This is a genomic window from Actinoplanes sp. NPDC049316, assembly GCF_040677315.1.
Lineage (GTDB): Bacteria > Actinomycetota > Actinomycetes > Mycobacteriales > Micromonosporaceae > Actinoplanes.
Map to the genome: position 1 here is coordinate 1 of NZ_JBFAQM010000031.1, position 25,563 is coordinate 25,563.

General features: G+C 73.9%; 24 protein-coding genes. 9 read left to right on the forward strand and 15 right to left on the reverse strand.

Annotated features, from left to right (window positions below; genetic code table 11):
* Positions 1–163: 163 nt before the first annotated feature.
* Positions 164–592 (reverse strand): hypothetical protein, encoded by a 429-nt coding sequence (locus tag AB0K03_RS33520; protein WP_199514404.1) that lies wholly within the window; start codon positions 590–592, stop codon positions 164–166.
* Positions 593–823: 231 nt separating this feature from the next.
* Complete coding sequence (locus AB0K03_RS33525; protein WP_364693669.1) at positions 824–1,390, reverse strand: hypothetical protein; 567 nt, start codon at positions 1,388–1,390, stop codon at positions 824–826.
* 209 nt (positions 1,391–1,599) lie between these two features.
* Between AB0K03_RS33525 and AB0K03_RS33530 the strand changes: the two genes are divergently transcribed.
* Together AB0K03_RS33530 and AB0K03_RS33535 are read left to right on the forward strand one after the other, a co-directional pair.
* Positions 1,600–3,054 carry a PLP-dependent aminotransferase family protein gene (locus tag AB0K03_RS33530; protein WP_364693672.1) on the forward strand — a complete coding sequence of 485 codons (1,455 nt, stop codon included), beginning with the start codon at positions 1,600–1,602 and terminating at the stop codon, positions 3,052–3,054.
* Positions 3,055–3,105: 51 nt separating this feature from the next.
* Positions 3,106–3,564 (forward strand): pyridoxamine 5'-phosphate oxidase family protein, encoded by a 459-nt coding sequence (locus AB0K03_RS33535; protein ID WP_364693456.1) that lies wholly within the window; start codon positions 3,106–3,108, stop codon positions 3,562–3,564.
* 12 nt (positions 3,565–3,576) lie between these two features.
* On the opposite strand, the gene AB0K03_RS33540 is transcribed toward AB0K03_RS33535, so the two are convergent.
* Entirely contained in the window at positions 3,577–5,400 is a 1,824-nt protein-coding gene (locus AB0K03_RS33540) for a long-chain fatty acid--CoA ligase (RefSeq protein ID WP_364693458.1), read from the reverse strand.
* Positions 5,401–5,669: 269 nt separating this feature from the next.
* Between AB0K03_RS33540 and AB0K03_RS33545 the strand changes: the two genes are divergently transcribed.
* Complete coding sequence (locus AB0K03_RS33545) at positions 5,670–6,887, forward strand: S8 family peptidase (protein ID WP_364693461.1); 1,218 nt, start codon at positions 5,670–5,672, stop codon at positions 6,885–6,887.
* A 102-nt stretch (positions 6,888–6,989) separates the two neighbouring features.
* On the opposite strand, the gene AB0K03_RS33550 is transcribed toward AB0K03_RS33545, so the two are convergent.
* The 4 genes from AB0K03_RS33550 to AB0K03_RS33565 form a co-directional block, all read right to left on the reverse strand.
* Entirely contained in the window at positions 6,990–7,535 is a 546-nt protein-coding gene (locus tag AB0K03_RS33550) for a PepSY domain-containing protein (RefSeq protein WP_364693464.1), read from the reverse strand.
* Positions 7,536–7,612: 77 nt separating this feature from the next.
* Positions 7,613–8,359, reverse strand: a complete 747-nt coding sequence (locus tag AB0K03_RS33555; protein WP_364693467.1) for a class I SAM-dependent methyltransferase — start codon at positions 8,357–8,359, stop codon at positions 7,613–7,615.
* A 20-nt stretch (positions 8,360–8,379) separates the two neighbouring features.
* On the reverse strand, positions 8,380–9,648 hold the full coding sequence (locus AB0K03_RS33560) for a HAMP domain-containing sensor histidine kinase (protein ID WP_364693469.1): 1,269 nt from the start codon (positions 9,646–9,648) through the stop codon (positions 8,380–8,382).
* On the reverse strand, positions 9,645–10,328 hold the full coding sequence (locus tag AB0K03_RS33565) for a response regulator transcription factor (RefSeq protein ID WP_364693472.1): 684 nt from the start codon (positions 10,326–10,328) through the stop codon (positions 9,645–9,647). Before AB0K03_RS33565 ends, AB0K03_RS33560 begins: the two co-directional genes overlap by 4 nt.
* 102 nt (positions 10,329–10,430) lie before the next feature.
* On the opposite strand from AB0K03_RS33565, the gene AB0K03_RS33570 reads away from it, so the two are divergent.
* Both AB0K03_RS33570 and AB0K03_RS33575 read left to right on the forward strand, forming a co-directional pair.
* Complete coding sequence (locus AB0K03_RS33570) at positions 10,431–10,871, forward strand: hypothetical protein (RefSeq protein ID WP_364693475.1); 441 nt, start codon at positions 10,431–10,433, stop codon at positions 10,869–10,871.
* An 11-nt stretch (positions 10,872–10,882) separates the two neighbouring features.
* On the forward strand, positions 10,883–12,277 hold the full coding sequence (locus AB0K03_RS33575; protein ID WP_364693478.1) for a PLP-dependent aminotransferase family protein: 1,395 nt from the start codon (positions 10,883–10,885) through the stop codon (positions 12,275–12,277).
* Here AB0K03_RS33575 and AB0K03_RS33580 read toward each other — a convergent pair.
* Together AB0K03_RS33580 and AB0K03_RS33585 are read right to left on the reverse strand one after the other, a co-directional pair.
* The gene (locus tag AB0K03_RS33580; protein WP_364693481.1) at positions 12,172–13,461 is read right to left on the reverse strand and encodes an amino acid permease; all 1,290 of its coding nucleotides are present in this window, start codon (positions 13,459–13,461) and stop codon (positions 12,172–12,174) included. The genes AB0K03_RS33575 and AB0K03_RS33580 overlap by 106 nt on opposite strands.
* 69 nt (positions 13,462–13,530) lie before the next feature.
* Complete coding sequence (locus AB0K03_RS33585) at positions 13,531–14,148, reverse strand: TIGR03085 family metal-binding protein (protein WP_364693484.1); 618 nt, start codon at positions 14,146–14,148, stop codon at positions 13,531–13,533.
* Positions 14,149–14,322: 174 nt separating this feature from the next.
* Between AB0K03_RS33585 and AB0K03_RS33590 the strand changes: the two genes are divergently transcribed.
* On the forward strand, positions 14,323–16,119 hold the full coding sequence (locus AB0K03_RS33590) for an ABC transporter ATP-binding protein (protein WP_364693487.1): 1,797 nt from the start codon (positions 14,323–14,325) through the stop codon (positions 16,117–16,119).
* Positions 16,116–17,885: an ABC transporter ATP-binding protein gene (locus AB0K03_RS33595; protein ID WP_364693490.1), complete on the forward strand. Its 1,770-nt coding sequence runs from the start codon at positions 16,116–16,118 to the stop codon at positions 17,883–17,885. The genes AB0K03_RS33590 and AB0K03_RS33595 overlap by 4 nt, the downstream gene beginning before the upstream one ends.
* Positions 17,886–17,895: 10 nt before the next feature.
* On the opposite strand, the gene rpsD is transcribed toward AB0K03_RS33595, so the two are convergent.
* On the reverse strand, positions 17,896–18,504 hold the full coding sequence (gene rpsD, locus AB0K03_RS33600) for a 30S ribosomal protein S4 (RefSeq protein WP_364693493.1): 609 nt from the start codon (positions 18,502–18,504) through the stop codon (positions 17,896–17,898).
* Positions 18,505–18,588: 84 nt separating this feature from the next.
* Between rpsD and AB0K03_RS33605 the strand changes: the two genes are divergently transcribed.
* Positions 18,589–19,329, forward strand: coding sequence for a DUF2470 domain-containing protein (locus tag AB0K03_RS33605; RefSeq protein ID WP_364693496.1), 741 nt, complete (start codon positions 18,589–18,591; stop codon positions 19,327–19,329).
* On the opposite strand, the gene AB0K03_RS33610 is transcribed toward AB0K03_RS33605, so the two are convergent.
* The gene (locus AB0K03_RS33610; protein WP_364693499.1) at positions 19,326–19,922 is read right to left on the reverse strand and encodes a TetR/AcrR family transcriptional regulator; all 597 of its coding nucleotides are present in this window, start codon (positions 19,920–19,922) and stop codon (positions 19,326–19,328) included. The two genes, AB0K03_RS33605 and AB0K03_RS33610, sit on opposite strands and share 4 nt — an antisense overlap.
* A 77-nt stretch (positions 19,923–19,999) precedes the next feature.
* Here AB0K03_RS33610 and AB0K03_RS33615 point away from each other — a divergent pair, with 77 nt between their 5' ends.
* Positions 20,000–21,493, forward strand: a complete 1,494-nt coding sequence (locus tag AB0K03_RS33615) for an FAD-dependent oxidoreductase (protein ID WP_364693502.1) — start codon at positions 20,000–20,002, stop codon at positions 21,491–21,493.
* Here AB0K03_RS33615 and AB0K03_RS33620 read toward each other — a convergent pair.
* From AB0K03_RS33620 to AB0K03_RS33635, 4 genes are all read right to left on the reverse strand, one after another.
* Positions 21,490–22,092, reverse strand: a complete 603-nt coding sequence (locus AB0K03_RS33620) for a TetR family transcriptional regulator (protein WP_364693505.1) — start codon at positions 22,090–22,092, stop codon at positions 21,490–21,492. The two genes, AB0K03_RS33615 and AB0K03_RS33620, sit on opposite strands and share 4 nt — an antisense overlap.
* A 20-nt stretch (positions 22,093–22,112) precedes the next feature.
* Positions 22,113–22,847 (reverse strand): ABC transporter permease, encoded by a 735-nt coding sequence (locus AB0K03_RS33625; RefSeq protein WP_364693675.1) that lies wholly within the window; start codon positions 22,845–22,847, stop codon positions 22,113–22,115.
* 5 nt (positions 22,848–22,852) lie between these two features.
* Positions 22,853–23,575 carry an ABC transporter ATP-binding protein gene (locus AB0K03_RS33630; RefSeq protein WP_364693508.1) on the reverse strand — a complete coding sequence of 241 codons (723 nt, stop codon included), beginning with the start codon at positions 23,573–23,575 and terminating at the stop codon, positions 22,853–22,855.
* 147 nt (positions 23,576–23,722) lie between these two features.
* On the reverse strand, positions 23,723–25,393 hold the full coding sequence (locus AB0K03_RS33635) for a hypothetical protein (RefSeq protein WP_364693511.1): 1,671 nt from the start codon (positions 25,391–25,393) through the stop codon (positions 23,723–23,725).
* Between the last annotated feature and the right edge of the window lie 170 nt (positions 25,394–25,563).

A 25,563-nucleotide genomic window follows, 5' to 3' on the forward strand; every position in this document is an offset into this window, starting at 1 on the left:
CGGCTCGGCGCCCGTACGGGCACCCCGCTGCGGCTCTACACGGTCGTGGCCGACGCCGACGCGACGCTGCCGTTCCAGTCCGCGACGCCGCGACGCGCCGGGCGGTCCGCGACGCCGCCACGCGCCGGGCGGTCCGCGGTCAGCTCGCGCGGTCCGCGGTCGGTCAGCGGCCGTCGGCCAGGCGCAGGGAGTATTCGCGGACGGCCGCGTTGTAGGTCTTCTCGTCCAGCTTCCAGTCCGACTCGCCGGGCGTCGCCGCCCGGTTCAGCTGGGTCTGCAGGGTGACGACCGCCGAGGACAGGCCGCTGAACGGCCGCGTGCGCCACAGCTGCTCACCCGCGGGCGCCACCTCGACCAGGTCGTCGTCGACGGTCAGCAGGCCCGCGCCGGCCAGGCGGCGCACCGACTCCTCCAGTTCGGAACGGCTGGGGACGCTGTGGTGCAGGAAGTCCGCCGCCGCCAGCACGTCGGCCAGGCTCGCGCCGGTCACCGGAAGGGCGGCGTGCAGCGCGCGGTCCCTCTCCAGGCGCTCGGCGATCACCGCGGACACGAAGATCCAAGCGTCGTTCCAGTGCCAGCCGCCAGCCCCCATGCCGCAATGATGCCGCCTGCGGCCGGAACCGGAAAGCAAATGTGTCGGGATGATCACCGAGCTGTGTCCGGGCGGTCGGACATTTCACCCGCTGTCGCCCGTCCACCCAGGACGGACTCACCCGAACGGTGCACCCGCGGCCGGCCGGGGCCCGGACCGCCGCCACGCCGGACCGGGCCGATGACCGCCTTCGCCGAGAAAAACGGATTTAGCGCGCCGCCGCCGGGTGGCTCAGGCCACCGCCGGGGCCACCCGCCCGACCGCCTCGCGCGGCCGCACCGCGAACACCGGCATGAAGATCTGCACCAGCGGCCCGATCCCCAGCGCGTACGCGACCGTGCCGATCCCCACCGTCCCGCCCAGCAGGAAGCCGATCGCCAGGACCAGCACCTCGATGCTCGTCCGCACCAGCCGGATCGACAGCCGCGGGAAGCGGTTGACGAGCCCGGTCATCAGCCCGTCTCGGGGTCCGGGGCCGAAGTGTGCGCCGATGTACATGGCGGTCGCGACCGCGTTGAGGACGATGCCCACCACGAGATAGGTGACCCGCATGGCCATCGCTTCGCCCGGGGCGAGGACGGCGAGTGCCGCGTCGGCGACGAAGCCGATGACGACGAGGTTGGCGATCGTGCCGAAGCCCGGCCTCTGGCGCAGCGGGATCCAGAGCAGCAGGATCGGGATGCCGGTGAGGATGACCACCCAGCCGAAGGTGAGCCCGGTGGCCTTCGACACACCCTGGTGGAAGACGTCCCACGAGGTCAGCCCCAGCCCCGACTCCACCATGAACGCCATGCTCATCCCGTAGAGGATCAAGCCCGCGAACAACTGACTGGTACGGCGGGACAGCCGGCGATCTGCGACGACGTCGGCGAGCCGTCCGAGCGCCGCGAGACGTGCCGCCGGCGTGATGCCTCCGGTCGGGGCAAGGTGGTTGCTTCGCTTCGACATGAGTGCCACTCTGAAGGCCAATTGGACGGGCTGACAGAGCCAATTTCCCGGAGGTGGCTGTGACGACGTCGGTACGGGGAGGCCAATTGGCTCGGCTCCTCGGCCAGTGGCACTCTCTGCCGGGCCGGCACCGAAGCCCGGACTACGTTGCGCTGGCCGGGGCGGTCCGAGGGCTGCTCGCCGACGGACGGCTGCCGCTGGGCGTACGGCTGCCCGCGGAGCGCGAGCTCGCCGAGGCGCTCGGCGTGAGCCGGACGACCGTGACGGCCGCGTACCGTGGCCTCCGCGAGACCGGCCACCTCACCAGCCGGCGCGGCGCGGGGAGCTGGACCACCCTGCCGAACGGCCACCGGGTGGCGACGTCCGGGCTGTGGACCCCCGACGACGACCTCGACATGATCGACCTGGGCGTGGCGGCCTCGGCGGCGCCGGTCGAGCTGGTGCCCGCCGCCCGGGCCGCCGCCGACGAGCTGCCGCGGTTCCTCGGCAGCGCCGGGTACAACCCGACCGGCCTGATGGAGCTGCGCGACGCCGTCGCCGCGGGCTACACCGCGCGCGGCGTGACCACGAGCGCCGAGCAGATCCTCATCACCAGCGGTACGCAGCAGGCCCTCGACCTCGTCCTGCGCCTCTCCGTCCCCGCGGGCGCGTCGGTGCTGGTGGAGTCACCGACGTACCCGAACGCCCTCGCGGCCCTCGCCGCCCGGCGCGCGCGGATCAGCACCCACGGCATCGACGCGGCGACCGGCTGGGACGGCGAGATGCTGCTCGGCGCGCTGCGGCAGACCCGTCCGCGGCTGGCGTACGTCATCCCGGAATTTCACAACCCCACCGGCCACCTGATGCCGGCCGCGCTGCGGGAGCGGCTCGTGGCCGCGGCCCACGCGACCGGGACCGAGCTGGTCGTCGACGAGTCGTTCGTGGACCTGCCGCTCGACACCGACGAGATGCCGCCGCCGGTGGCGGTCTTCGACCGGCACTCTCGGGTGGTGTCGATCGGCGGCATGAGCAAGGCCTACTGGGGCGGCCTGCGCATCGGATGGGTACGCGCATCCGCCCCGCTCGTGCAGCGGCTCGCGGCCGTGCGCGTGGGCGTCGACATGTCCAGCCCGGTGCTGGAGCAGCTCGTCGCCGTGCACCTGCTGCGCGACGCGGAGACGATCGTGGCGGCCCGGCGCGCCCAGCTGGCGGTCCGCCGCGCCGCGCTGATCGCCGCGCTGCGCGAGTACCTGCCGGAGTGGCAGTTCACCGTGCCGGCCGGCGGGGTGATGCTGTGGGCGGAGCTCGACGGCCCGATCTCCAGCGCGCTGGCCCGCGCGGCCGAGGACGTGGGGGTGCGGCTGGCGCCGGGCCCGCGGTTCGGGCTGGACGGGACGCTGGAGCGTTTCCTGCGGCTGCCGTACTCGCTGCCGGCGGACGACCTGGCCGAGGCGATCCGCCGGATCGCGTCGGTGCGCCACGACCTGGACCGGTCGGCGCGGCCCGCCTGGCGATCGGAAGCGGTCATCGCCTGATTCCGGCACGCGGGGGCCGTGCGCCTCGGCGATCGCTGGGATGATGCCGGGATGAGCGCGCCAGAACCGCCCCGGGACCGCGACCGCCGCAAGGCCGACACCCTCGCCAAGCTCACCGGCCCGGCCGCCGACGCCTGGGTCGCCACCGCCGCCGGCGACGAGCCCTACCTGGTTCCGCTGACGCTGGCCTGGCTGCGGGAACGGGTCGTGCTGGCCACCGAGAGCCGCTCCCGGACGGCCCGGGCGATCACCGCCACCCGGACGGCGCGGCTCGGCCTGGGCGGTACGCGGGACGTGGTGATGATCGACGCGGTCCTGGAGTCGGCGGTCGCGGTGGGGGAGGCGCCGGCGTGGGTGGCCGAGGGGTACGCGGAGCGCGCCGACTGGGATCCGCGGACAGCCGGGGACGGCTACGTGTTCCTGGTGCTGCGGCCGGAGCGGGTTCAGGCCTGGCGGGAGGCGAACGAGATCAGCGGCCGTACGCTCATGCGTGACGGCCGCTGGCTCTGAGGGCGGGAACCGCTACATCTGGACGAGCGAACCCGCGTACATCTTGTCGATCTGCTCGGCGAAGTTGGTCTCCACGCTGCGCCGCTTGATCTTCATCGACGGGGTGATCTCGCCCTGCTCGATGCTCAGGTCGCGGGGGAGGATCGCGAACTTCTTGATCGTCTCCCAGCGGTTCAGCTTGCCGTTGAGCTCCTCGATGTAGCCGGCGACGAGCTTCTCCGTCTCCGGCGCCGCGACGATCTCCGCGTACGGCTTGCCGGCCAGCGCGCCACCGGCCGCCCAGGCGGTGATCGCGTCCTCGTCCAGGCTGATCAGCATGGTGACGAAGTTGCGGGCCTGGCCGACCACCACGGCCTGCGACGTGTACGGGCAGACCGCCTTGAACATGCCCTCGATGGCCGACGGGGCGATGTACTTGCCGCCGGACGTCTTGACCAGGTCCTTCTTACGGTCGGTGATCGTCAGGTAGCCGTCGGCGTCGAGCTCGCCGATGTCGCCGGTGCGGAAGAAGCCGTCCTCGGTGAACGCCTCCTGGGTCTCCTTGGGCAGGTTGTGGTAGCCGCGCATGACGGGCTTGCCGCGGAGCAGGATCTCCCCGTCGCTGTCGATGCGGCACTCCAGGTCGCCGAGGGGCTGGCCGACCGTACCGATCTTGAGCTTGCCGAGCCGGTTGACGAAGTTGGCCGCGCTGCTCTCGGTGAGGCCGTACCCCTCCATGATCGGCAGGTTGGCCGCCGCGAAGAACTCGGCGATGTCGCGGCTCAGCGGGGCCGAGCCGGAGACCAGCACGCGCAGCCGGCCGCCGAGGCGCTCCTGCAGCTTGCTGAACACCAGCTTCTCGGCGACCGCGTACTTCGCCTTGAGCGGCGCCGGGACCGGCTTGCCGGCCTGCTCGTACCCGACCTTCTGCCTGCCGGTGGCGACCGCCCAGCCGAAGATCTTGGCCTTGAGCCCGCCGCCGCCGACGGCGGTGGTGACGGTCTTGTTGTAGACCTTCTCGAAGATGCGCGGGGCCGCGCACATCAGCGTCGGCTTGACCACCGACAGCATGTCGACGAGCTTGTCGACCCGGCCGTCGATGTACGTCGGGACGCCCACGTGCAGGATGCCGCAGAGCAGCGACTTGCCGAACGAGTGGGACAGCGGAAGCCACAGGTACTGCAGGTCGGTGGACTCGAAGAGGCCGAGGCCGGCCTGCGCCACACCCTCCCAGGTCCAGCCGCCGTGCAGCAGCTCGACGCCCTTGGGCCGGCCGGTGGTGCCGGAGGTGTAGATCAGCGTGGCGACGTTGTCGGGGCCGATGCCCTCGGCGATCCGCTCGATGAGGTCCGGGGTCTCGGCGAGCGCCGCGCGGCCGCGCTCCTCCAGTTCGGCGAGGGTGAGCTGCGGCGGCTGGGCGGAGGCGTCGGCGAGGCCGTCGATGAGCACGACGTGGGTCACCGACGTCTCGACGCCGGACAGCTTCATCGCCTGCTTCGGGTTCTCCGCGACGAGGATCTTCGACCCGGAGTCCGAGACGATGTACGCCGCGTCCTCCGGCTCGGTGGTCGGGTAGACCGTCGTGGTCGCGCCGCCGGCGCAGTTGATGCCGAGGTCGACCAGCGCCCACTCCAGCCGGGTGCTGGACAGGATCGAGACGCGGTCCTCGAGCCCCACGCCGAGCCCGGCGAGCCCGGCGGCGATCGCCTTGGCGCGCTCGCCGACCTGCGCCCAGGTCAGCCACTCGATGCCGGAGTCGTCGGCCGTGGGAACGGCGAAAGCCTGGCCGTTCGGGGTCGCCTGCACGCGACGCAGGAACATGTCCGGAATCGACCGGTAGGGAACCTCGAGAGCCATCGGGCGCCGCCTCTTTGCGTTGCTGGAAGGGGGGTTTAACAGCCGTGTTACCGAAGAGTAATGCGCCGGGAGGGTCCGATACCAGACCGGTCCCGGTCCCCGGCACACAATCCTATGACCTCGGCGGCCGGGCGCTAGCACCCCACGGCGGCTGGTATGGCCCATTCAATATAGAGACACGTCGACGTGTGGCCCTTACTGTCGTGCTCAACGGGCCATGAGCCCGGGGACCCCCGCCCAGGGTCCGGCAGGCGCGAGAGAGGAAGAGCATGGCGATTCGACGTCCCCGAGGCCGCCACGTGGTGGCCGTCAGTCTGCTCGCTTTGGCCACGACGACCGCCGCTACGACGACCCCCGCGGTGGCTGCCCCCGCCACCGGACAGATCCGCCTCGCCGGGACCGCCCAGGCGGTGCCCGGCAGCTACATCGTGGTGCTCAAGGACGCCGCCGTCGGCGGCAAGGCCGGCAGCCAGAAGGTTGCCTCCGCGGTCGGCTCCCGCTCCGGTTCCCTGGCGCGCAGCTACGGCGGCTCGGTCCAGCGCACCTTCGGCGCCGCCCTCAACGGTTTCGAGGCGAAGCTCAGCGAGTCCGCGGCCAAGCGGCTCGCGGCGAACCCGGACGTCGCGTACGTCGAACAGAACCAGACCGTCTCCCTGCTGGCCACCCAGTCGAACGCCACCTGGGGGCTCGACCGGATCGACCAGCGCAACCGGCCGCTGAGCACGACGTACACGTACAGCCAGACGGCTTCGAACGTGACGGCGTACATCATCGACACGGGCATCAAGTACACCCACAACGACTTCGGCGGCCGCGCCAGCTTCGGCTACGACGCGGTCGGCTCGGGCGGCGTGGACTGCAACGGCCACGGCACGCACGTGGCGGGCACGGTCGGCGGCACGACGTACGGCGTCGCGAAGCAGGTCAAGCTCGTCGGCGTCCGGGTGCTCAACTGCTCCGGATCGGGCACGACCGCGGGCGTCATCGCCGGCGTCAACTGGGTCACCTCGAACGCCCGCAAGCCCGCCGTCGCGAACATGAGCCTCGGCGGCGGCGTGAGCAGCACCCTCGACACCGCGGTCGCGAACTCGATCAGCTCGGGTGTCACGTACGCGCTGGCGGCCGGCAACTCGAACGCCAACGCCTGCAACTCCTCGCCGTCGCGCGTCGCCTCGGCCATCACGGTCGGCGCGACCACCAGCACCGACGCCCGCGCGTCGTACTCCAACTACGGCACCTGCCTGGACATCTTCGCCCCGGGCTCGTCCATCACGTCCGACTGGTACTCCAGCAACAGCGCCACCAACACCATCAGCGGCACGTCGATGGCCTCCCCGCACGTGGCGGGCGCCGCGGCGCTGGTCCTGTCGGCCAGCCCGTCGGCCACCCCGGCCCAGGTCCGCGACACGCTGGTCAACAACGCCACCCCCAACGTGGTGACCAGCCCGGGCAGCGGCTCCCCGAACCGCCTGCTCTTCGTCAGCTGACCGCTGCACAACCCCTGCGGTGCCCGGGCCAGTCGGCCCGGGCACCGCTCTTTTCCAGGTACGGCCGTCGTCGCTCGGCCTTCCGCACCGTGGCCGGATGGATCAGTCGTCGGACCCGTGCCCGCCGTGCCGCCCGTGATCGTCCCCACCGTTGTCGTCGGAGCCGCGGCCGCGCCCCCGGTCGTCTCCGGCGCGGTCGTCGGAGTCGCGGCCGCGCCCCCGGTCGTCCGTGGTGCTGACGGCCGAGCTGCCGCCCTTGACCCGGTGGCGCAGCACCGCACCGGTCGCGCGGTCCACGTCGATGTCGTGCTCGACGCCGCGCAGCACCACGTCGACGTCCCAGACCGCGCGGCCGTGCTCGGCCTCCCGCTCCACCTTCGTCACCCGGCCGCCGCCGGCCGCCCGCACCGCGATCGCCTCGGCGGCGTCCAGGCTGATCGCCGTGGAGCTGGACGGCGATGAGGCCGGCGTCGAGACGGACGGGGACGGCGTGGGGGAGCTGAACAGCGACGGCGGGGTGACCACGTCGCCGTTGGGCAGCATCGGCACGGACGGGTCGTCGGCGCCCGCCGCGAGGGCCGTGCCGCCGAGGGCCAGGGCGGCGACCGCGCCGACGGCCAGAGCGGATGCGGTACGGATCTTGATCATCGGAACCTCCGAGGTGTCGTTCGTTCGTGACACCCGCACGGTCCCGCGCCGGCGGCTATGGGCACGCTGTGTGATCGCTAAGGGGCGGTTAAGGGCTTCCGGTACACCGAGATGTGATCCGTGGAGTCCGGGCCGAACGGGTCGCCGTCCCAGGTCGCGTACCGGGCCTCGAGGGTGAGACCGGCCTGCGCGGCCAGCTCGTCGATCTGCTCCGGCCAGCGGTAGTGCATGCCGAACGGCTCGAGCCGAACGCCGCCGTCGGTGAACACGATGGTCTGGCGCAGGAAGGTTTGGGCGTCGCGGTCGTACCGGTGCACCCGGACCGACACCGACGTCTCCGTCACCGACCAGACCTTCACCTGCTGCTCGTCGCGGTCGAAGTCCGCCGGGTCGGGGACGTACGCCTCGACGACGAACGCGCCGCCCGGGGCGAGCACGCGCGCCACGTTGCGGAAGCAGTCCTCCTGGCGGCCCTCGCCGGTCAGGTTGAACAGCGTGTTGAAGACGAGATAGACCAGCGGGAACGGGCCGGGCACCGCGACGTCGGCCATGTCGCCGATCAGGACCGGTAGGTCCGCACCGCCGGGCTTGGCGCGCAGCAGCTCCACCATCTCCGGCGACGCCTCGATGCCGTGCACCGCGACGCCGCGTGCGGCCAGCGGCAGGGCGACCCGGCCGCTGCCGATGGCCAGCTCGAGCGCGGGGCCGCCGCCGGCCAGGCCGGCGAGGAAGCGGGCCGCGGGCTCCGGGTCGGGGTTGCCGGGGCTGTCGTAGGCGGCCGCCCACTGCCGGCCGAACAGCCCGGGATCGTCCAGCATCGACATGCCCTCACACCAGCAGAGCGTCAGCCGCCCGGCAACGCATTTACCCCGGCCAGTTCGATGCGGACGAGCGCGCCGCCGCCGGGCGCAGGCTCGGCGCGCAACGAGCCGCCGCCGCTCTCGGCCGCGCGCCGGGCGATGTCCAGCCCGAGCCCGGTGGAGCCGCTTCCCGAGGAGCCGCGGCGCAGCGCGTCCGCGGGGAAGCCGGGACCGTCGTCGGAGACGGTCAGCACCGCGCCGCCGCCGGGGCGGGGGGACAGCGACACCCCGAACGCGGTGCCGTCCGGGGTGTGCGCGAACACGTTGCCCAGCAGGGCGTCGAGCGCCGCGGCCAACTCGTCGGCGGGGATCGCCACCGGGAGGGGACCGGACGGGAGCTCCCGGCGTACCTCCCGGTCGGTGTCCTCGGCCAGCACCGACCAGAACGCGACCCGGTCGGCGACCACCGCGGCCGCGTCGCAGGCCTGCCGTTCGCCGCCGCGGCGGCGGGCCTGCTCGATCACCGCGGTGACCGCCCGCTGGATGCCGTCCGCGGCCGCCGCCACCCGCGCCGCCTCCTCCGGGTCGCGCAGCGACTCGGCCTCCAGGCGCAGCGCGGTCAGTGGGGTGCGCAGCCGGTGCGACAGGTCGGCCACCTGCTCCCGCTCCTCGTGCAGCAGGTGCTGGATGCGCCCGGCGAGGTGGTTGAGCGCCGCGGCGACCTCGCGCACCTCGGGCGGGCCGGCGGGCGCGGCGCGCGCCGACAGCTCGGCGCGGGCCAGGCGGTGGGAGACCGCGGAGAGGTCGGCGATCGGGGCGACGAGCGTGCGCGCGAGCCGGTCGGCCACGACGAGCCCGAGCAGCACGAGCGCGAGCCCCAGCCCGGCGAGCACCAGCCACGACCGGGTGACGCCACGGCTCAGCTCCGCGGCCGGCACCACCGTGCGGATCACGTACGTGCCGGGCCCGCTGACCACCGGGACGACGATCTCCCGGCCCGCGCCGGTGGCCACGGCGAACGACTCGCCCTTCGCGGCCGCCAGCCGTACCGCCGGGGTGGGCGCCGCCGCCTGGCCGAGGACCTCGCCGTCCGGGGTGAAGACGCTGACCGGCACCGGCTGGCCCTGCACGGCCAGCGACAGCTCGTCCGCACCGGTGCCGACCAGCGGCACGATGGTCTGCAGGACGCCGTTGGCGCGGCTGATCGCCCGGTCCTCGGCGACCTGCCGGACGAGCAGCGCGAGCGGCGCCAGGAATGCGATCAGAATCAGACATGTGGTCGCCGCGACCAGCAGGGTGAGGCGGCGCCTCATGCCGGCTCGCTCAACCGGACGCCCACCCCGCGCACGGTGTGCAGGTAGCGCGGCTCCTGCGCGGTCTCGCCGAGCTTGCGGCGCAGCCAGGACAGATGCACGTCGACGGTCTTGTCGGCGCCGCCGTACGGGACCTGCCACACCTCGCTGAGCAGCTCCCGCTTGCTGACCACCTGACCGGCGCGGCCGGCGAGGTGGTGCAGCAGGTCGAACTCGCGCGGGGTCAGGTCGAGCTCGGTGCCGTCGAGGGTGGCCGTCCGCGCACCGGCGTCGATGCGCAGGCCGCCGACCGTCAGCACGACCGGCTCGGCACCGGCGGGGCCGCCGCGGCGCAGGACCGCCCGGACCCGGGCGTCGAGCTGCGCGGCGGTGAACGGCTTGACGATGTAGTCGTCGGCGCCGGCGTCGAGCACCCGGACGATCTCGGTCTCGTCGTCGCGCGCGGTAGCCACGATCACCGGCACGGCGCTGACCGCCCGCAGCATCCGCAGCAACTCCCGCCCGTCGAGGTCGGGCAGGCCGAGGTCGAGCACGACCAGGTCGGGGCGTTCCGCGAGCGCGGTCTGCAGCCCGTCCATCGCGGTGTGCGAGGCCGCCACGGCGTGTCCTCGCTCCCGCAGGGCGCGCAGCAGGGTGGTACGGATCGCCGAGTCGTCCTCGATCAGCAGCAGGTGGGCCACGCAGGCAACCTATCCCGCCGTACCGGCGGAATCGGCGCTCTTAACCGTCCCTTAGCGTCCCCGCGAGCCCGCCTTAGCGCGGCGGCGGGCATAGTCGCTCCTGTGAACCGCCGAACGCTGCTCGTGACCGCCGGCTGGCTCGGCGCGGCCCTGCTGGCCGTGCTCGTCGGCCTGACCGGGGTACGCCTCATCGGGGCCGGCCTGACCTCGCCGGAGTCCCGTCCCCGCAGCGCCGCGGAGGTGGCTGAGGAACTGCGCTCGCTGCCGTCCACGTCAGCCACGGGTTCGCCGTCCCCGACCGCCTCGCAGGCCGTCGGGAGCGCACGCAGCCGCACCTTCCCGACGCGCGGCGGCACGGTGGTGGCCCGGTGCGCCGCGGGCGGCCCGCAGATCGTCACGATGGCGCCGGCCCCGGGCTTCGCGCTGCACGAGAAGCATCGGGCCGAGGGGGAGTTCCGCAGCACCGCGGACAACCACGACCGGGTGAAGTTCGAGATCGGCTGCGCCGCCGGAGCCCCCTCGCTGACGGTGCGCGGTGGCTGAACAATAGGGGCGTGGACCTCGTCATCAACCTCGACGGCTCGGGCGAGAAGACGGTCCGGGTGTACCGGGCCCTGCGCGAGGCCATCGCGGACGGGCGGCTGCCCGAGGGCCACCGGCTGCCCGCGACCCGGGTGCTCGCCGCGGATCTCGGGGTGGCGCGCAACAGCGTGGCGACGGCGTACGAGCGGCTCGTGGCGGAGGGCTACCTCGTGGCGCGCACCGGGGCGGGGACGTTCGTGGCCCCCGTACGCGACAAACCCGCGCCGCGCCGGACCACGGCCGACCCGCTGCACCCCCGGCCGGGCTGGGCCTTCGAGCCGCTGCCGACCAGCGCCGGCGAACCCGCACCGAGGTACGACTTCCGCACCGGCATCCCGGACGCCCGGCTGTTCCCCTTCGACACGTGGCGGCGGCTCGTCACGGCCGAGCTGCGGCTGGGCGCCAACGAGCCGGGCGCGTACGCGGCCCCCGCCGGTCACCCCGCCCTGCGCGCCGCGATCGCCCGGTATCTCGGCTACTCCCGGTCGCTGCGGGTGCACCCGGAGGACGTGCTGGTCACGAACGGCACCCAGCACGCGCTGGACCTGATCGGCCGGGTGCTGCTGCGGCCGGGGGACGTCGTCGCCGTGGAGGAGCCCGGCTACCCGCCCGCGCGGCGGCTGTTCTCCTCGCTGGGGGCGCACGTGGTGGGCGTACCCGTGGACGCCGACGGCCTGGTCGTCGACGCCTTGCCGCGCGCCGCCCGGGTCGTCTACACCACGCCCTCGCACCAGTTCCCGCTCGGCCCGGCGATGAGCCTCACCCGCCGCCACGCGCTGCTGGACTGGGCGCGGTGCCGGCAGGCCGCGGTGGTCGAGGACGACTACGACTCCGAGTTCCGCTTCTCGGCCCGTCCGCTGGAGCCGCTGCACAGCCTCGACACCGCCGGGCGGGTGCTCTACGTCGGCACGTTCTCCAAGTCGATGCTGCCCAGCCTGCGGACCGGCTTCGTCCTCGCCCCGGTCGGCCTGCGCACGGCGCTCGCGGCGGCGCGCCAGATGGGCGACGGGTACGGCCAGGTCGCGGTGCAGGCGGCGCTCGCCCGGTTCATCGACGAGGGGCTGCTGGCCCGGCACGTCCGGCGGGCCGTCAAGGCGTACGCCGAGCGCCACGCCCGCATCGTCGCCGCGCTGGGCCGGCACGCCGGGCTGGAGGTGCTGCCGTCGGCGGCCGGCCTGCACGTCACTGCGCTCGCGCCCCGTTCGGCCGGGGTGGTGGCCGCGGCCGCCGAGCGGGGTGTGGCCGTGGAGGACCTGGCCGCCTACGGCAGCGACTCGACCGGGTTCGTGTTCGGCTTCGGCGCGATCGACCCCGCGCTGCTGGACGAGGGGATGCGGATCTTCGGCGAGGTGCTCCGGGACGCGTAGGCCACCGCGGCCGCGGCGACGACCAGGCTCAGCAGCGCCGGGCGGCCGTTGAGAACCAGCAGACCCAGCGTCGCGACGAAGGCGAGCGCCGCGCCGCGCCTCGCCCAGCCGGGCGGCAGGAGCTTGAGGGCGGCCGCCGTGCCGAGCACGTACACCAGCGTGAAGCAGCCGGTGACCAGCAGCATCGACGTGTGCAGGCTGATCGGCAGGGTCACCGACACGAGGCTGCCCGCCGTGACGACCATCAGCGACCGGCGCGGCGTGCGGACCGGCCGGGCCGGCAGCGCGCCGTCGCGGGCGAGGGCCGCTCCCAGCCGCGACGCCCCGGCCAGGTACGCGTTGACCGCCCCGATCGTCAGCAGCACGGCGACCACCGCGGTGACCACCCGGACCGGCCCGCCCACGCCGGCGGCCAGCAGGTCGGCGAGCGGCGCCGGGCTGTCCCCGAGGGCCGGGCCGAGCACGAGCACACTGGCGGCGGCCACGGCGAGGTACAGCACGCCGACGACGAGCACCGCCGCCGCGGTGGCCCGCGGGACGTCCCGACGGGGGTCGCGGTATTCGCCGGACAGCGAGGAGACGGCCTCCCACCCGGCGAAGCCCCAGACCAGCACGGCCGCCGCGGCGCCGACGCCGGCCCAGCCGTACGGGGCGAACGGCGTGAGGTTGGCCGGCCGGGCGTGCGGGAGCGCGGCGACGACGGTGACCACGAGCAGCGCGGCGAGCGTGCCGGTGAGCCACAGCTGAGCCCGTCCGGAGATCCGCAGGCCGAACCAGTTCATCGTCACGACCAGGCCGAGGATCACCAGGAACGTGCCGACCATGGTGGTGTGGCCGCCGCCGAGGATGTCGGCCACGTAGCCGCCCGCGAACGCCGCGGCGGCCGGTGCGCCCAGCGGCACGGCGAAGAAGAAGCACCACCCGACCGCCGCGGCGGCGCGCGCGCCGAAGGCCAGCCGGACGTACGTGGAGACGCCGCCGCCGTCGGGGTAACGGGCGCCGAGGGCGGCGAACGTGCCCGCCAGCGGAGCGGAGAGCACGATGAGGGCGAGCCAGGCGAGCAGCGAGGCGGGTCCGGCGACGTCCGCCGCCAGGGCCGGCATCGAGATCACGCCGGTGCCGAGGACCGCGCCGACGCAGAGGGCCGTGCCCTGGGCGCGCGAGAGGGTGCCGGTGGAGGTCATGTGATCACCGTAGGGAGCGGATTGGCTCCTCGTCCGGGCCAATCCGGCCCGCATCGCAGGAGCCAATCGCTACATGTTCAGCCGGGCCGTGCGGATGCTCTGGTCGCCGGCGACCTCGACCCGGGCGATGCTCTGCCGGCCGGAGCAGAAGAGCACGATCTCACCGGGCGCCCCGGTCAGCGTCGCCGCCGGGGTCCCGTCACCGACCTGCAGCACCCCGAAGCCGGGCGCCTCCACCCGGACCGGCTTGCCGAACCGGCGCAGCGCCAGCCGGGCGGTCAGCTTGGTGGCCCGCCAGAGCGCGCTCTCCTCGCCGCGGTCCAGCGCCCGCGGCTCCCAGCCGGGCTGCGCGCGCCGGACGTCCTCGTGGTGCACGAAATACTCGACCGTGTTGGCCAGCTCGTCGACGAGCGCGTTGCTCACCGGGCTCCACCACGGCGGCGTGCGCACCTCGGCCACCACCCGCTCGTACGGCTGGGCCGCCTTGGCCCGCCGCACGTGCTCGCCGTGCCCGGCCAGCGGCGGGACGAACATGCCGATCATCGCGTCCGGCCGGCGGTCGCGGACCACCAGGTGCGCGGCGAGGTCGCGGGCGGCCCAGCCGGCGCACATGGTCGGCGCGTCGGGCCCCACCTCGAGGAGCAGATCGGCGAGGAGACGGCGTTCCGTACGCGCGTAGTCGGTCATCCCGCGATCGTAGGCGGACCGCCGCGCCCGCGCCCGGCGGCCATCGACGTCCGGGACTGCGCGGCGATGTAATCGTGGACACAATGTAAATCCCGTGGCTTCCGGCGGCGGGTTCGGCAGGATGGACCGGTAAGGCCGGTTCACCCGGCAGGCACTTACAGATGCGGGGGGCACGTGAGCACGAGGACCGGCCGCGACGTGCTGGGCCGGGGCCTTCGGGTGCTCGGCCACGCCATCCGTACCGAGCCGCGGCTCTTCGTCATCGGCACGCTGGGCAGCAGCCTGTTCGGCCTGCTCGTCATCGCGAACTCGTACGTCGTCGGCGCGGTCATCGGCCACGTCGTCGTGCCGGCGTTCAGCGAGGGCCGGGCGGGCGCCGGCGAGCTCGGCCTGATCGCCGCCGCGTTCATCGGTATCTCGCTGCTGCGCGTCGCGAGCATCTTCGGCCGCCGGCTCGGGGCCGGGTTCATGCAGTTCCGGCTGCAGGCCCGTTACCGCCGCGCGGTCACCCGCCGCTACCTCGCGCTGCCGCCGGCCTGGCACCAGCGGCACGCCACCGGCACCCTGCTGTCCAACGCCAACTCCGACGTGGAGGCCGCGTTCGTCCCCATCGCGCCGCTGCCGTTCGCCGTCGGCACGATCGTGATGATTGTGGCCGCGGTGGTCTCGCTGTTCTTCACCGACTGGGTCCTCGCGATGGTCGGCGTCTGCCTGTTCCCCCTGCTCTTCGGCATGAACTACATCTACTCGCGGCGGATGTCGCCACGGCAGATCCGGGCCCAGCAACTGCGCGGGCGGGTCAGCGCGGTCGCGCACGAGAGCTTCGACGGTGCGCTGGTCGTCAAGACGATGGGCCGCGAGGCGGACGAGTCGAAGCGCTTCCAGGTGCACGTCAGCGAGCTGCGCGACGCGCTCATCTCGGTGGGCCGGCTGCGCGGGCTCTTCGACCCGCTCATGGACGCCCTCCCCAGCGTCGGCACCCTGGCCGTGCTGCTGCTGGGCGCGTGGCGGCTGCAGACCGGCGCGATGAGCGTCGCCGAGCTGGTCAGCGTCGCGTTCCTGTTCACCGTGCTGGCCTTCCCGGTCCGCGCGATCGGCTGGGTGGTCGCCGAGCTGCCGCGCAGCGTCGCCGGCTGGGAGCGGGTGCAGGCCGTGCTCGCCGCCGAGGGCGACCTCGCGTACGGCACCGCGGAACCCGCCGCGACCGGGCCGGCCGCGCTCACCTTCGACCAAGTCCACTTCTCGTACGGCGCGGACGGCGAAGGCGCCGAGGTGCTGCACGACATCTCGTTCACCGTCCCGGCCGGCAAGACCGTGGCGCTGGTCGGCGCGACGGGCTCCGGCAAGTCCACGATCGCATCGCTGGCCGTACGTCTCGTCGACCCGGACAGCGGCACGGTGAGCGTGGACGGCATCGCGCTGCCCGGCCTCAGCGAGCGCGCGCTGGCGTCGGCGACCGCCCTGGTGCCGCAGATCCCGTTCATCTTCGACGACACCGTGCGCGGCAACGTGACCCTGGACCGCGACGGCGTGGACGACGCGGCGGCCTGGGCGGCGCTGCGGCTGGCGCAGGCGGACGGCTTCGTCGCGAAGCTGCCCGACGGGCTGGCCACGGCGGTCGGCGAGCGCGGCACCTCGCTCTCCGGCGGCCAGCGGCAACGGCTCACGCTGGCCCGCGCGCTGGCCGGGCGGCCGCGGCTGCTCGTGCTCGACGACGCGACGAGCGCGGTGGACCCGCGGGTCGAGGCGGCGATCCTGGCCTCGCTGCGGGGGCACGAGGCGGGCGCGTCGATCCTCGTGGTCGCGTACCGGCGGGCGACGATCGCGCTCGCCGACGAGGTGGTGTACCTGGAGGACGGCAAGGTCGTGGCCACCGGCACCCACGCGCACCTGATGGCCACCGAGCCCGGATATCTCAACCTTGTGACCGCGTACGAGAAGGCGGAACACGCCGAGGAGCTCGCATCATGACGGCGGCTGTTGTCGAGGAGGGCACGCTCGCCACGGTTCGCCGCGGCGTCGCGCTCTCGCCGGAGTTGCGTCCCGGCCTGGCGGGCACCCTCGTGCTGGCGTTCCTCTCGATGGCCGGCCGGGTGGCCGTGCCGATCGCGATCCAGCAGGGCATCGACCGCGGCATCCGCGCCCCCGGCGGGCCGCACCTCGGCACGGTCACCCTGATCGTGCTGCTCACGCTGGGCGTCCTGGCGATGTCCACGGCCTCCGGGTACGCGATGACGCGCCGGCTGTTCACGGTGAGCGAGACCGCGCTGGCCGCCCTGCGCGCCCGTACGTTCCGGCACATCCACGACCTGTCCATGCTGCACCAGCAGTCGGAGCGGCGGGGTTCGCTGGTCTCGCGGGTCACCGGCGACGTCGACCAGATCACCCAGTTCCTGCAGACCGGCGGCGTCATGCTGCTGATGACCAGCGGGCAGCTCGTGGTCACCACGATCGTCATGCTGGTCTACTCGTGGCAGCTCACGCTCGTGGTGTTCGCCGCGTTCGTGCCCGCCGCGATCGTGATCCGGCTGTTCCAGAAGCGGCTCGCCGGCGTCTACCGCATCGTGCGCGAACGCACCGGGGTCATGCTGGGCGCGGTCGCCGAGAGCGTCGTCGGGGCCACGGTGATCCGGGCGTACGGCGTCGCGGGGCGTACGGAGAAGCGGCTCGACACCGCGATCGACGACCTGCGCGTGGCCCAGCAGCGCGCCCTGCGTACCAGTGTCACCAGCTTCTCGACCGGCGAGATCGCCGCGGGGGTGGCCCTTGCGGCGGTGGTGGTCGTCGGAGTGCTGCTCGGCGTGGACGGCGGACTGACCGTCGGCAAGCTCACCGCGTTCCTCTTCCTGGTCACGCTGTTCATCCAGCCGGTGCAGATCGCCACCGAGGTGCTCAACGAGGCGCAGAACGCGGTGGCCGGCTGGCGCCGGGTGCTCGACGTGCTCGACCTCGAGCCGGACGTGGCCGACCCCGCCGACGGCGTGGAGCTGCCGCCCGGCCCGCTGTCGGTGACGTTCCGCGACGTGTCGTACCGCTATCCCGGCGGGCCGGTGGTCCTGGACGACGTGGACCTGGAGATCCCCGCGCGCACGAAGGTGGCGGTGGTGGGGGAGACCGGCAGCGGCAAGACGACGTTCGCGAAGCTGCTCACCCGGCTCATGGACCCGGCGGGCGGCGAGGTGCTGCTCGGCGGGACGCCGCTGACCGCCGTACGGTTCGACTCGCTGCGCTCGCGGGTGGTGATGGTCCCGCAGGACGGGTTCCTGTTCGACGCGACGGTGGGCGGCAACATCCGCTTCGCCCGTCCGGAGGTGACCGACGACGAGCTGCGGACGGCGTTCGAGGAGCTGGGGCTCGCGGACTGGCTCGCCGGGTTGCCGCAGGGCCTGGACACCCCCGTCGGCGAGCGCGGCGAGGCGCTCAGCGTGGGGGAGCGGCAGCTGGTCGCGCTGGTGCGGGCGTACATCGCCGACCCGGACCTGCTCGTGCTGGACGAGGCGACCAGCGCGGTGGACCCGGCCACCGAGGTACGCCTGCAGCACGCCCTGGACGCGGTGACCCGCGGGCGCACGACCGTCGCGATCGCGCACCGGCTCTCCACCGCGCAGTCCGCCGACGAGGTGATCGTGGTCGACGCCGGCCGGGTCGTGCAGCGCGGCCCGCACGCCGAGCTGCTGCACGACCCGGAATCCATCTACGCGAAGCTCTACGCCAGCTGGCTGGAGCAGACCCGCTGAGCAGCCGGGCTCAGCGCGCGTAGAACTCCACGACCAGCTGCTCGTCGCAGATCACCGGCACCTCGGCTCGCTCGGCGCGGCGCAGCACGGTGGTGCGCAGCTCCTCGACGACGGTCGACAGGTACGGCGCGGCCGGCCCGTCGAGGTGCGCGCCGGTGGCCGCGATCTGGAACGGCGGCTTCTGCCGGCTGCTCTCGCGGACGGCGACGACCTGCCCGGGCTTGAGCCGGTACGACGGCCGGTCCACCTTCCTGCCGTCCACGGTGAAGTGACCGTGCGCGACGAGCTGCCGGGCCTGGTAGATCGTGCGGGCCAGGCCGGCGCGCTGCACGGTCGCGTCGAGGCGGCTCTCCAGCAGCGCCACGAGGTTGTCGCCGGTCTTGCCGTCCTTGCGGTGCGCCTCGTCGTACGCAGCCCGCAGCTGCGCCTCGCTGATGTTGTACTGGTGCCGCAGCCGCTGCTTCTCGAGCAGCCGTACCTGGTAGTCGGACTGCTTGCGGCGCCCCCGGCCGTGGACGCCGGGCGGGTACGGCCGCCGCTCGAAGTACTTCACGCACTTGCGGGTCAGCGGGATGCCGAGCGCCCGCGAAAGCCGGGCCTTGGGTCGGGAGGTGTTCACGGGCGATCTCGATTCGTCGTACGGATGCTACGGTTAGGCTCGCCTAACTAAGGTAAGCCTAACCGGTGCCCGGAGGTTCTCGACATGCAGCCCACCCACGCCGAGCTCGCGCGGACGATCGCCGCCGGCCACCTGCCCGCCACCGCGCACATCGCCTGCCACCCCGGGCCGCTGCCCGTCCGGCACGTGACCGACGCCCGGGGCCGGGTGCTGCTGCTGTCGCCGGCCGGCGGCTCCGTCGCCGAGGCGCTGCGGCCGGCGCCGGACACCGGCGACACCGCGCTGGTCCTCGACATCCCGGACGTCCCGCCGGTGGCCGGCGCGCCGGCGCTGGGCCGGGTGTGGGTGTCCGGCTGGGCCACCCCGCTCACCGGCGAGGAGGCCCGCCGGGCCGCGCTCGACTACGCCGACACCGACGCCGCGGCCGACCTGCTCGACGTCGGCACCACCCAGGTCATCCACCGCATGGACGTCGCCGAGGTGCGCCACGAACGCCACGGCGTGCTGATCGACGTCGACCTCGACGAGTACGCCGAGGCCACCCCGGACCCGCTGCACGTGATGGAGTTCGACCTCATCGCCGACCTGGCCGGCCACCACGCGGCGGAGATGGCCGCGTACGTGCGCCGCCGCCTCGGCCCCGCGGCCCGCTCCGGCGACGAACCCCGCGTGGTCCGCCTCGACCGGTACGGCTTCGTCGTCCGCATGGGCGCCCGGCTGGCCCGGCTGGCGTTCCCGCGCCCGGTGGCCGACCGCCACGACCTGGCGCACCTGCTGCACCCGGTCCTCTGTCACCGCTGCGTACGGCACGACCGCGTGGCCTAAGGCTGTTTCCGCACCAGCGGCAGGAACAGATCGTCCACGATCGACCGGAGGCGTGCCGGGTCCGGCGGTTCGAGATCCATCAGCAGGTCGTGGCGTACCAGGTCGAAGGGCATGTCGAGGACCGCCGCCGAAATCCGGTTCATGTCGATCTCGCCGCGCTCGTGGGCGCGCCGGTAGATCGCCCGGCCGTGCGGGAGCCGCTGGTCGCCCATGGTCTTCTCGCGTACCTGCGCCGGGGTCAGCCCGCTGTCGGCGAGCAGCCCCGAGAAGGCGGCTGCGGCGGCGATGGCGAAGAAGGCGGCGCGGGCTTCGCTCACCGCCGTCAAGTACGCGAGCAGGTCGCCGCGCAAGGCGCCGGTGTCGGGGTCCGCGACCGGGTTCGCCCGCCGCTGATGCTCGAACGTGGCGAGCACCAGCTGGTCCTTGTTCGGCCACCGCCGGTAGAGCACGGCCTCGCTGGTGCGGGCGCGTATCGCGACCGACCCCATCGTGAGGCGGGCGTACCCCGTCTCGACGAGCTCCTCCCACGCGGCGGTGAGCACCGAGGACTCGAGCTCCTTGCCGTGCCGGCGTCGGCGGGTGGGTTCCTCCATGCGGCCAACGTAGAAAGTATTTCCTTTCTTGGCAAGCGGTGTTAGAAAGGAATCCCTTTCTTGCTGTGAGGTGCCGGATGACGGAAACGACAGTGCTCATCGCGGGAGCCGGCCCGACGGGGCTGACGCTGGCCTGCGAGCTGGCCCGCGGGGGAGTCCCCTTCCGGCTGATCGAGGCCGCCCCCGGCCCGCGGCCCGGCTCGCGCGGCAAGGGCGTCCAGCCGCGCACTCTTGAGATCTTCGAGGACCTCGGCATCGCCGGCCGCGTGCTCGCCCACGGCCGGATCGCGATGCCGATCCACTCGACCGCCCCCGACGGCAGCGTGACCCGAGGCGGGGCCGTGCCCGAGGAGCTGGCGGATCGTCCCGACATCCCGTATCCGGCGAGCCTGATCACGCCCGAATGGCGCGTCGAGGAGGCGCTGCGGCTGCGGCTGGCCGAGCTCGGCGGTGCGGTGGAGTTCGGCACCGCCCTGACCGGCTTCGAGCAGTCCGGCGACGGCGTGTCGGCGACGGTCGTCAAGGACGGCACGACCCGGACCGTCACCGCGCAGTGGCTGGTCGGTGGCGACGGCGGCCACAGCGTCGTCCGCAGACAGGCCGGCATCACGTTCGACGGCGAGACCCGCGAAGAGGTGCGGATGGTCCTCGCCGACCTGCCGGTCGACGGCCTGAGCCGCGACGTCTGGCAGGCGTGGCGGCACGAGGAGGGCCTGGTCAGCCTCTGCCCGCTGCCCTCGACGGGCCTCTTCCAGTACGCGGCGGCGATCGCACCCGGGCAGGACCCCGAGCCGAGCCTCGCGAACCTGCGGGCGATCCTCGAGCGGCGCACCGGTCGCGCCGACATCCACCTCCACGAGCCGGAGTGGTCGTCGCTGTGGCGCGCCAACATCCGCCTCGCCGACCGCTACCGCGAGGGCCGGGTCTTCCTTGCCGGCGACGCGGCGCACGTCCACTCACCCGCCGGCGGGCAGGGGATGAACACCGGCATCCAGGATGCGTACAACCTCGGCTGGAAGCTCGCCGCGGTGGCGCGTGGCGCCTCGCCGGCGCTGCTCGACACGTACGAGGCCGAACGGCGGCCGGTCGCGGCCCACGTGCTCGCCCTGTCCAACGCCCGCCTCGCCGAAGCCCTCGAGCGGAACGACATCCCCACCCGCCGCGATGCCGGCACGATCCAGCTCGATGTGGGATACCGCGGCTCCACCCTCGCCCGCGACGACCGGGACGAGGCCGCCACGCTCCGCGCCGGGGACCGCGCCCCCGACGCGACCGGGCTGACCACGGTGGCGGGCGGGCGCCGGCTGTTCGACCTGACCGGCGGCGGGCGCTTCACCCTGCTGAGCTTCGGCGCGGTGCCCGCCGTCGCGGCCGGCGTACGGACTCTGCGCGTCGTCGGCCGGCCCGTTGCACCCGGCGACATCGCGGACACCCGGGGGCACCTGGCGGCCGCGTACGGCGCGGAGGGCCGCACGCTGGTGCTCATTCGTCCCGACGGCTATATCGGGCTGATCTCCGACGCCGGCGACGGCGCCGCGGTGACGCGATACCTCGCAGACCTGGGCCGCTAGAAGACGCCGGGCAGGTCTCCGGTGAGGTAGCGCTGCACGTTCGGCCCGACCGCGGCGACGAGCTGCTCCACCGGGGCGGACGCGACCGGCTCGACCTTGATGACGTGGCGCACCACGGCCAGCCCGGCGATCTGCGTCGCGACCAGGGCCGACCGGGTCGCCGCCTCCTTCTCGTCGATGCCCAGCTGGGCGACGGCCCGGCGCAGGATCTGGGTCACCACGAACTCGCGCATCAGCCGGGCGGTCCACTCGTTGCTCATCGCCGAGCGCATCAACGCCACCGCGGTGGCGCCGGCGGGCGAGTCCCAGACCGTCAGCACCGTACGCACCAGCCGCTCCCCGGCCTCCTCCCGCGGGCCCGCCAGCGCCTTCGGCACCAGCTCCCCGGGATTCAGCGGCATGTTCATGCACGCCAGGAACAGCTTCTCCTTGGTGCCGAAGTAGTGGTGCACCAGCGCGGGGTCGACCTCGGCGCCGGCCGCGATGGCACGGATCGACGCCTTGTCGAAGCCCCGTTCGGCGAAGACCGTACGGGCGGACTCCAGGATGGACTGCCGGGTGTCCTGGTTGCCCGGGCGGCGCCCGCTTCGCCGTACCAAAGAAGGTCTCCCCGTTCGTCTCAGGCGGTGCGCCGCCGCAGGGTCGCGGCCGCGAGCATCAGGGCCAGGACCGCGGCGCCGGCCACGACCGTCAGATCCCACCACATGGTGCCGGTCGGGTCGGGGGAGCGTCCGACCTGGGCGAGCGCGTCCACCGCGTACGAGAGGGGGAACACGTCGCTGGCGGCCTGCAGCCAGCCCGCCATCTGCTCCCGGGGCACGAACAGGCCGCAGAGCAGCAGCTGCGGGATGACGACCACGGGCAGGAACTGGACGGCCTGGAATTCGGTACGCGCGAAAGCACTGCAGAACAGCCCGAGCGCGACCCCGAGCACCGCGTCGACCACGGCGATCAGCACCACCAGCGCCGCATGGCCGACCGTCTCCAGCCCGAGCAGCCAGTACGCCGCCGCCACGGCCACCGTCGCCTGCACCGCGGCGGCGAAACCGAACGCGATGCCGTACCCGAAGAGCAGGTCGAGTTTGCCCAGCGGCGTGGTGAGCAGCCGCTCGAGCGTGCCGGAGGTGCGCTCGCGCAGCATCGCGATGCTCGTCACCAGGAACATGATGGTGAAGGGGAAGATCCCCAGCATGGTCAGGGCGACCCGGTCGAAGGTGTGGCCGGTGTCGTACATGAAGTAGAGCAGCGTCAGGAGCAGGATCGGCACCACGAGCATCAGGCCGACCGTGCGCCGGTCGTGGCGCAGCTGCCGCAGGACCCGGCTCGCGGTGCTCATGGTGATGCGCGGGCTCATGCCGATCATGCCGGCACCTCCTCGCGGCCACGGATCAGGCGCAGGAACGCCTCCTCCAGGTCCGTCGTGCCGGCCGCCGCGCGGATCGCCGCGGGCGTGTCGTCGGCGATGAGGTGGCCCTCGCGAATCAGCAGCAGCTGGTCACAGCGGCCGGCCTCGTCCATGACGTGGCTGGAGACCAGCAGGGTGGTGCCCGCGTCGGCGAGCGCATGGAACTTGCCCCACAGGTCGGCGCGGAGCACCGGATCCAGCCCCACGGTCGGCTCGTCCAGGACCAGGACCTCGGGCCGGCCGATCATGGCGCAGGCCAGCGACGCCCGGCTGCGCTGGCCGTCGGAGAGGTTGCCGACCAGCTGGGTGGCCGCGTCGGCGAGCCCGACGTCCGCCACGGCGTGCTCCGCGTCCGCCGCGGTCAGGCCGTACAGCGAGGCGAAGTAGCGCGCGTTCTCCCGGACGGACAGATCGGCGTAGACGCTGGGTGACTGGGTGACGTAACCGACCGTACGGCGCAGCCCGGGTGACCCCGCCGGCCGGCCGAGCACGGTCACGGCGCCGGACCGGACGATCTGCACCCCGACGACGGCCCGGATCAGGGTCGTCTTCCCGCTGCCGCTCGGCCCGAGCAACCCGGTGACGCTGCCGGCCCGGACGCCGCAGGTGATGCCGTGCAGCACCTCTCGTTTCCCGCGGTCGATCACGAGGTCGCGGATCTCGATGGCGGTGGTCATCCTCGCCTCCCCCGAACTCATCAAGTGTTGAGTTCAACGCTAGGTGAATTCTGCGGGCGAGGCAACGGCGGCGCCGGAAGGTGGCACACGGGCATGACAAAGCCGCGGCCCCGACCGGCGGGACCGCGGCTGAGGCCGACGGCGGATCTAGAGGGAGAGGATGCGGTCCAGGAACTCGCGGTATCCGCGCATGGCCATCCGCATGCTCTCGGTGTCCGGCACGGCGGTGTCGCGCAGCGGGTCGAGGCGGTCCCGCTCGGCGAGCATGGCCTCACCCAGCTCCTGCACGGCCTCGGTGAGCAGGGCGTGGGCCCGGGTCAATGCGGCCACCGGGTCGTCCACGAACTGCGCCTTGACCTCGTGCCACTCGGCCCGGAACTGACCGCTGGCCGCCTCGTCCCAGAACGCGATCGACTCCTGACGTACGTCGCCGGGCCGCAGCGGGGCGTCGCCGCCCTCCGCGCGGGCCGCCCGCCGTCCGGCCGGGGCTTCGTCGCGTGCCCGCCGGGCGCCCTCGTCATCCCCGGTCGCGGCACGACGGCCCGGGCGGGTGTCGTCCTCGGCGGCCCGCTTGCCCTCCCGCACGTCGCGCAGGCTCGCGGCCCTGGTCGCGGCGGTGCGTGCCTCGGCCGGGCCGTCGCCGGGGTCGGCGGCGCGCCGGCCACCGGAACGGGCCGGCTCGTCCTCGCCGCCCGACCGCCGGCCGGAAGTGCGGGCGTCCAGCTCGTCCTCGTCGCGGCTGCGGCGGCCACCGGGGACCGGCCCGGGCTGCAGCGGCTGCACGGGCGCCGGCTGCAGCGGATTCGGCGGCAGGGCCGACTGCAGCGGCGCGGGCTGCAGCGGGTTCGGCGGCAGGGGTGCCTGCGACGGCGTCGGCTGCAGCGGGTTGGGCGGGAGCACGCCGGGGCGGTCCCAGGCGGCCGGGCGGTCGGTCTCCGGCTCGTCGCCCTGCTCGGGGCGGACCCACCCGGCAGGCTGCCCCGGGGCGGGCCGGGCCGCGCCGGGCTCGCCGGCCGGCGGGGCCACGTCGAAACCCGGGAAAGGCGGGGAGCCGGCCGGCTGCGCGGGGTCACCGGCGGGCGTCGCGGCACTCGCCGGCGTGGACCCGCGGTGCGCCGGCGGCGCCCACGCCTCGTGCTCCTGCGCCGGGGGAACCGCGTGGCTGCGGGCGTCGCCGCCCGGCTGGGCGCTGACCGGGCGGTCGAGCGGCATCGGCACCTGCGCCGAACCGGTCGCCGGCGGAGCCGGGTCCGGGCGGCCCGGGCCGGCCCCGGCGTCGTCGGACCCCGGGTGGGCGTCCGGCGCCTGGTCGAGCGGCGCGAGCGGATCGGCCGGCAGGTCCGGGGGCGGCGGGGTGCCGGCGGCCGCGAACGGCGACGGCGCGTACAGCGGGGGTGTCTCCGGGGCGGGCGGCGGCGCGAACGGCGACCGCGTCCCCGGCAGGCTGCCGTTGACGACGGGGTTCTGGCCGTTGGCGCGCGGCGTGCCGCCGTGACGCGGCCCGAAGTCGGCGTTGCGGTGCCCGTTCGTCTCCACCGGTGCGAAGCCTCCCTGGTTGGTCCAGCGCAGTCCGTTGGTCGTCCCGCCCAGCAGCGCGTCCGCGGGACGCCGGGACCCGAGCGGGACCATCTGGGTGTCGTTCGTCAGCGCGGAGCCCGCCTGCGCTCCGGGCCGGTCGGCGTCGCCCGCGGGGCGGCCGGTCGCGATGCCCTCGTCGCCCGAGGCGGCGCGCGGCTCCTCGCCGGGCCGTCGTTGTCCGGGCACCGGCCCGGCCCCGGCCGGTTGCCGGCCGTCGTCCGGGGTGGCCGTCGGCTCCATGATCGAGACTCCCGTCGCGGTGGCGGCGTGACCGTCCGCTGGGCCGGACGGGCACGGGCGCGACACCGGGCAGGCGCAGCGCACGACGACGGTACCGTCCCGCGGACGGGCGTCACACCCCCTGTGTGTCTCCGTGACCGGATCGTGGGCTAGAGGAAGTGGCGCGCGTG

Excerpts from the sequence above, each read along its gene's own strand:
- AB0K03_RS33520 (WP_199514404.1), bottom strand. The coding sequence starts at position 592 with ATGGGGGCTGGCGGCTGGCACTGGAACGACGCTTGGATCTTCGTGTCC.
- AB0K03_RS33525 (WP_364693669.1), bottom strand. The coding sequence starts at position 1,390 with ATGAGCATGGCGTTCATGGTGGAGTCGGGGCTGGGGCTGACCTCGTGG.
- AB0K03_RS33535 (WP_364693456.1), top strand. The coding sequence starts at position 3,106 with ATGAGCGCGCCAGAACCGCCCCGGGACCGCGACCGCCGCAAGGCCGAC.
- AB0K03_RS33540 (WP_364693458.1), bottom strand. The coding sequence starts at position 5,400 with ATGGCTCTCGAGGTTCCCTACCGGTCGATTCCGGACATGTTCCTGCGT.
- AB0K03_RS33545 (WP_364693461.1), top strand. The coding sequence starts at position 5,670 with ATGGCGATTCGACGTCCCCGAGGCCGCCACGTGGTGGCCGTCAGTCTG.
- AB0K03_RS33550 (WP_364693464.1), bottom strand. The coding sequence starts at position 7,535 with ATGATCAAGATCCGTACCGCATCCGCTCTGGCCGTCGGCGCGGTCGCC.
- AB0K03_RS33555 (WP_364693467.1), bottom strand. The coding sequence starts at position 8,359 with ATGTCGATGCTGGACGATCCCGGGCTGTTCGGCCGGCAGTGGGCGGCC.
- AB0K03_RS33560 (WP_364693469.1), bottom strand. The coding sequence starts at position 9,648 with ATGAGGCGCCGCCTCACCCTGCTGGTCGCGGCGACCACATGTCTGATT.
- AB0K03_RS33580 (WP_364693481.1), bottom strand. The coding sequence starts at position 13,461 with ATGACCTCCACCGGCACCCTCTCGCGCGCCCAGGGCACGGCCCTCTGC.
- AB0K03_RS33585 (WP_364693484.1), bottom strand. The coding sequence starts at position 14,148 with ATGACCGACTACGCGCGTACGGAACGCCGTCTCCTCGCCGATCTGCTC.
- AB0K03_RS33595 (WP_364693490.1), top strand. The coding sequence starts at position 16,116 with ATGACGGCGGCTGTTGTCGAGGAGGGCACGCTCGCCACGGTTCGCCGC.
- AB0K03_RS33605 (WP_364693496.1), top strand. The coding sequence starts at position 18,589 with ATGCAGCCCACCCACGCCGAGCTCGCGCGGACGATCGCCGCCGGCCAC.
- AB0K03_RS33610 (WP_364693499.1), bottom strand. The coding sequence starts at position 19,922 with ATGGAGGAACCCACCCGCCGACGCCGGCACGGCAAGGAGCTCGAGTCC.
- AB0K03_RS33615 (WP_364693502.1), top strand. The coding sequence starts at position 20,000 with ATGACGGAAACGACAGTGCTCATCGCGGGAGCCGGCCCGACGGGGCTG.
- AB0K03_RS33625 (WP_364693675.1), bottom strand. The coding sequence starts at position 22,847 with ATGAGCCCGCGCATCACCATGAGCACCGCGAGCCGGGTCCTGCGGCAG.
- AB0K03_RS33630 (WP_364693508.1), bottom strand. The coding sequence starts at position 23,575 with ATGACCACCGCCATCGAGATCCGCGACCTCGTGATCGACCGCGGGAAA.
- AB0K03_RS33635 (WP_364693511.1), bottom strand. The coding sequence starts at position 25,393 with ATGGAGCCGACGGCCACCCCGGACGACGGCCGGCAACCGGCCGGGGCC.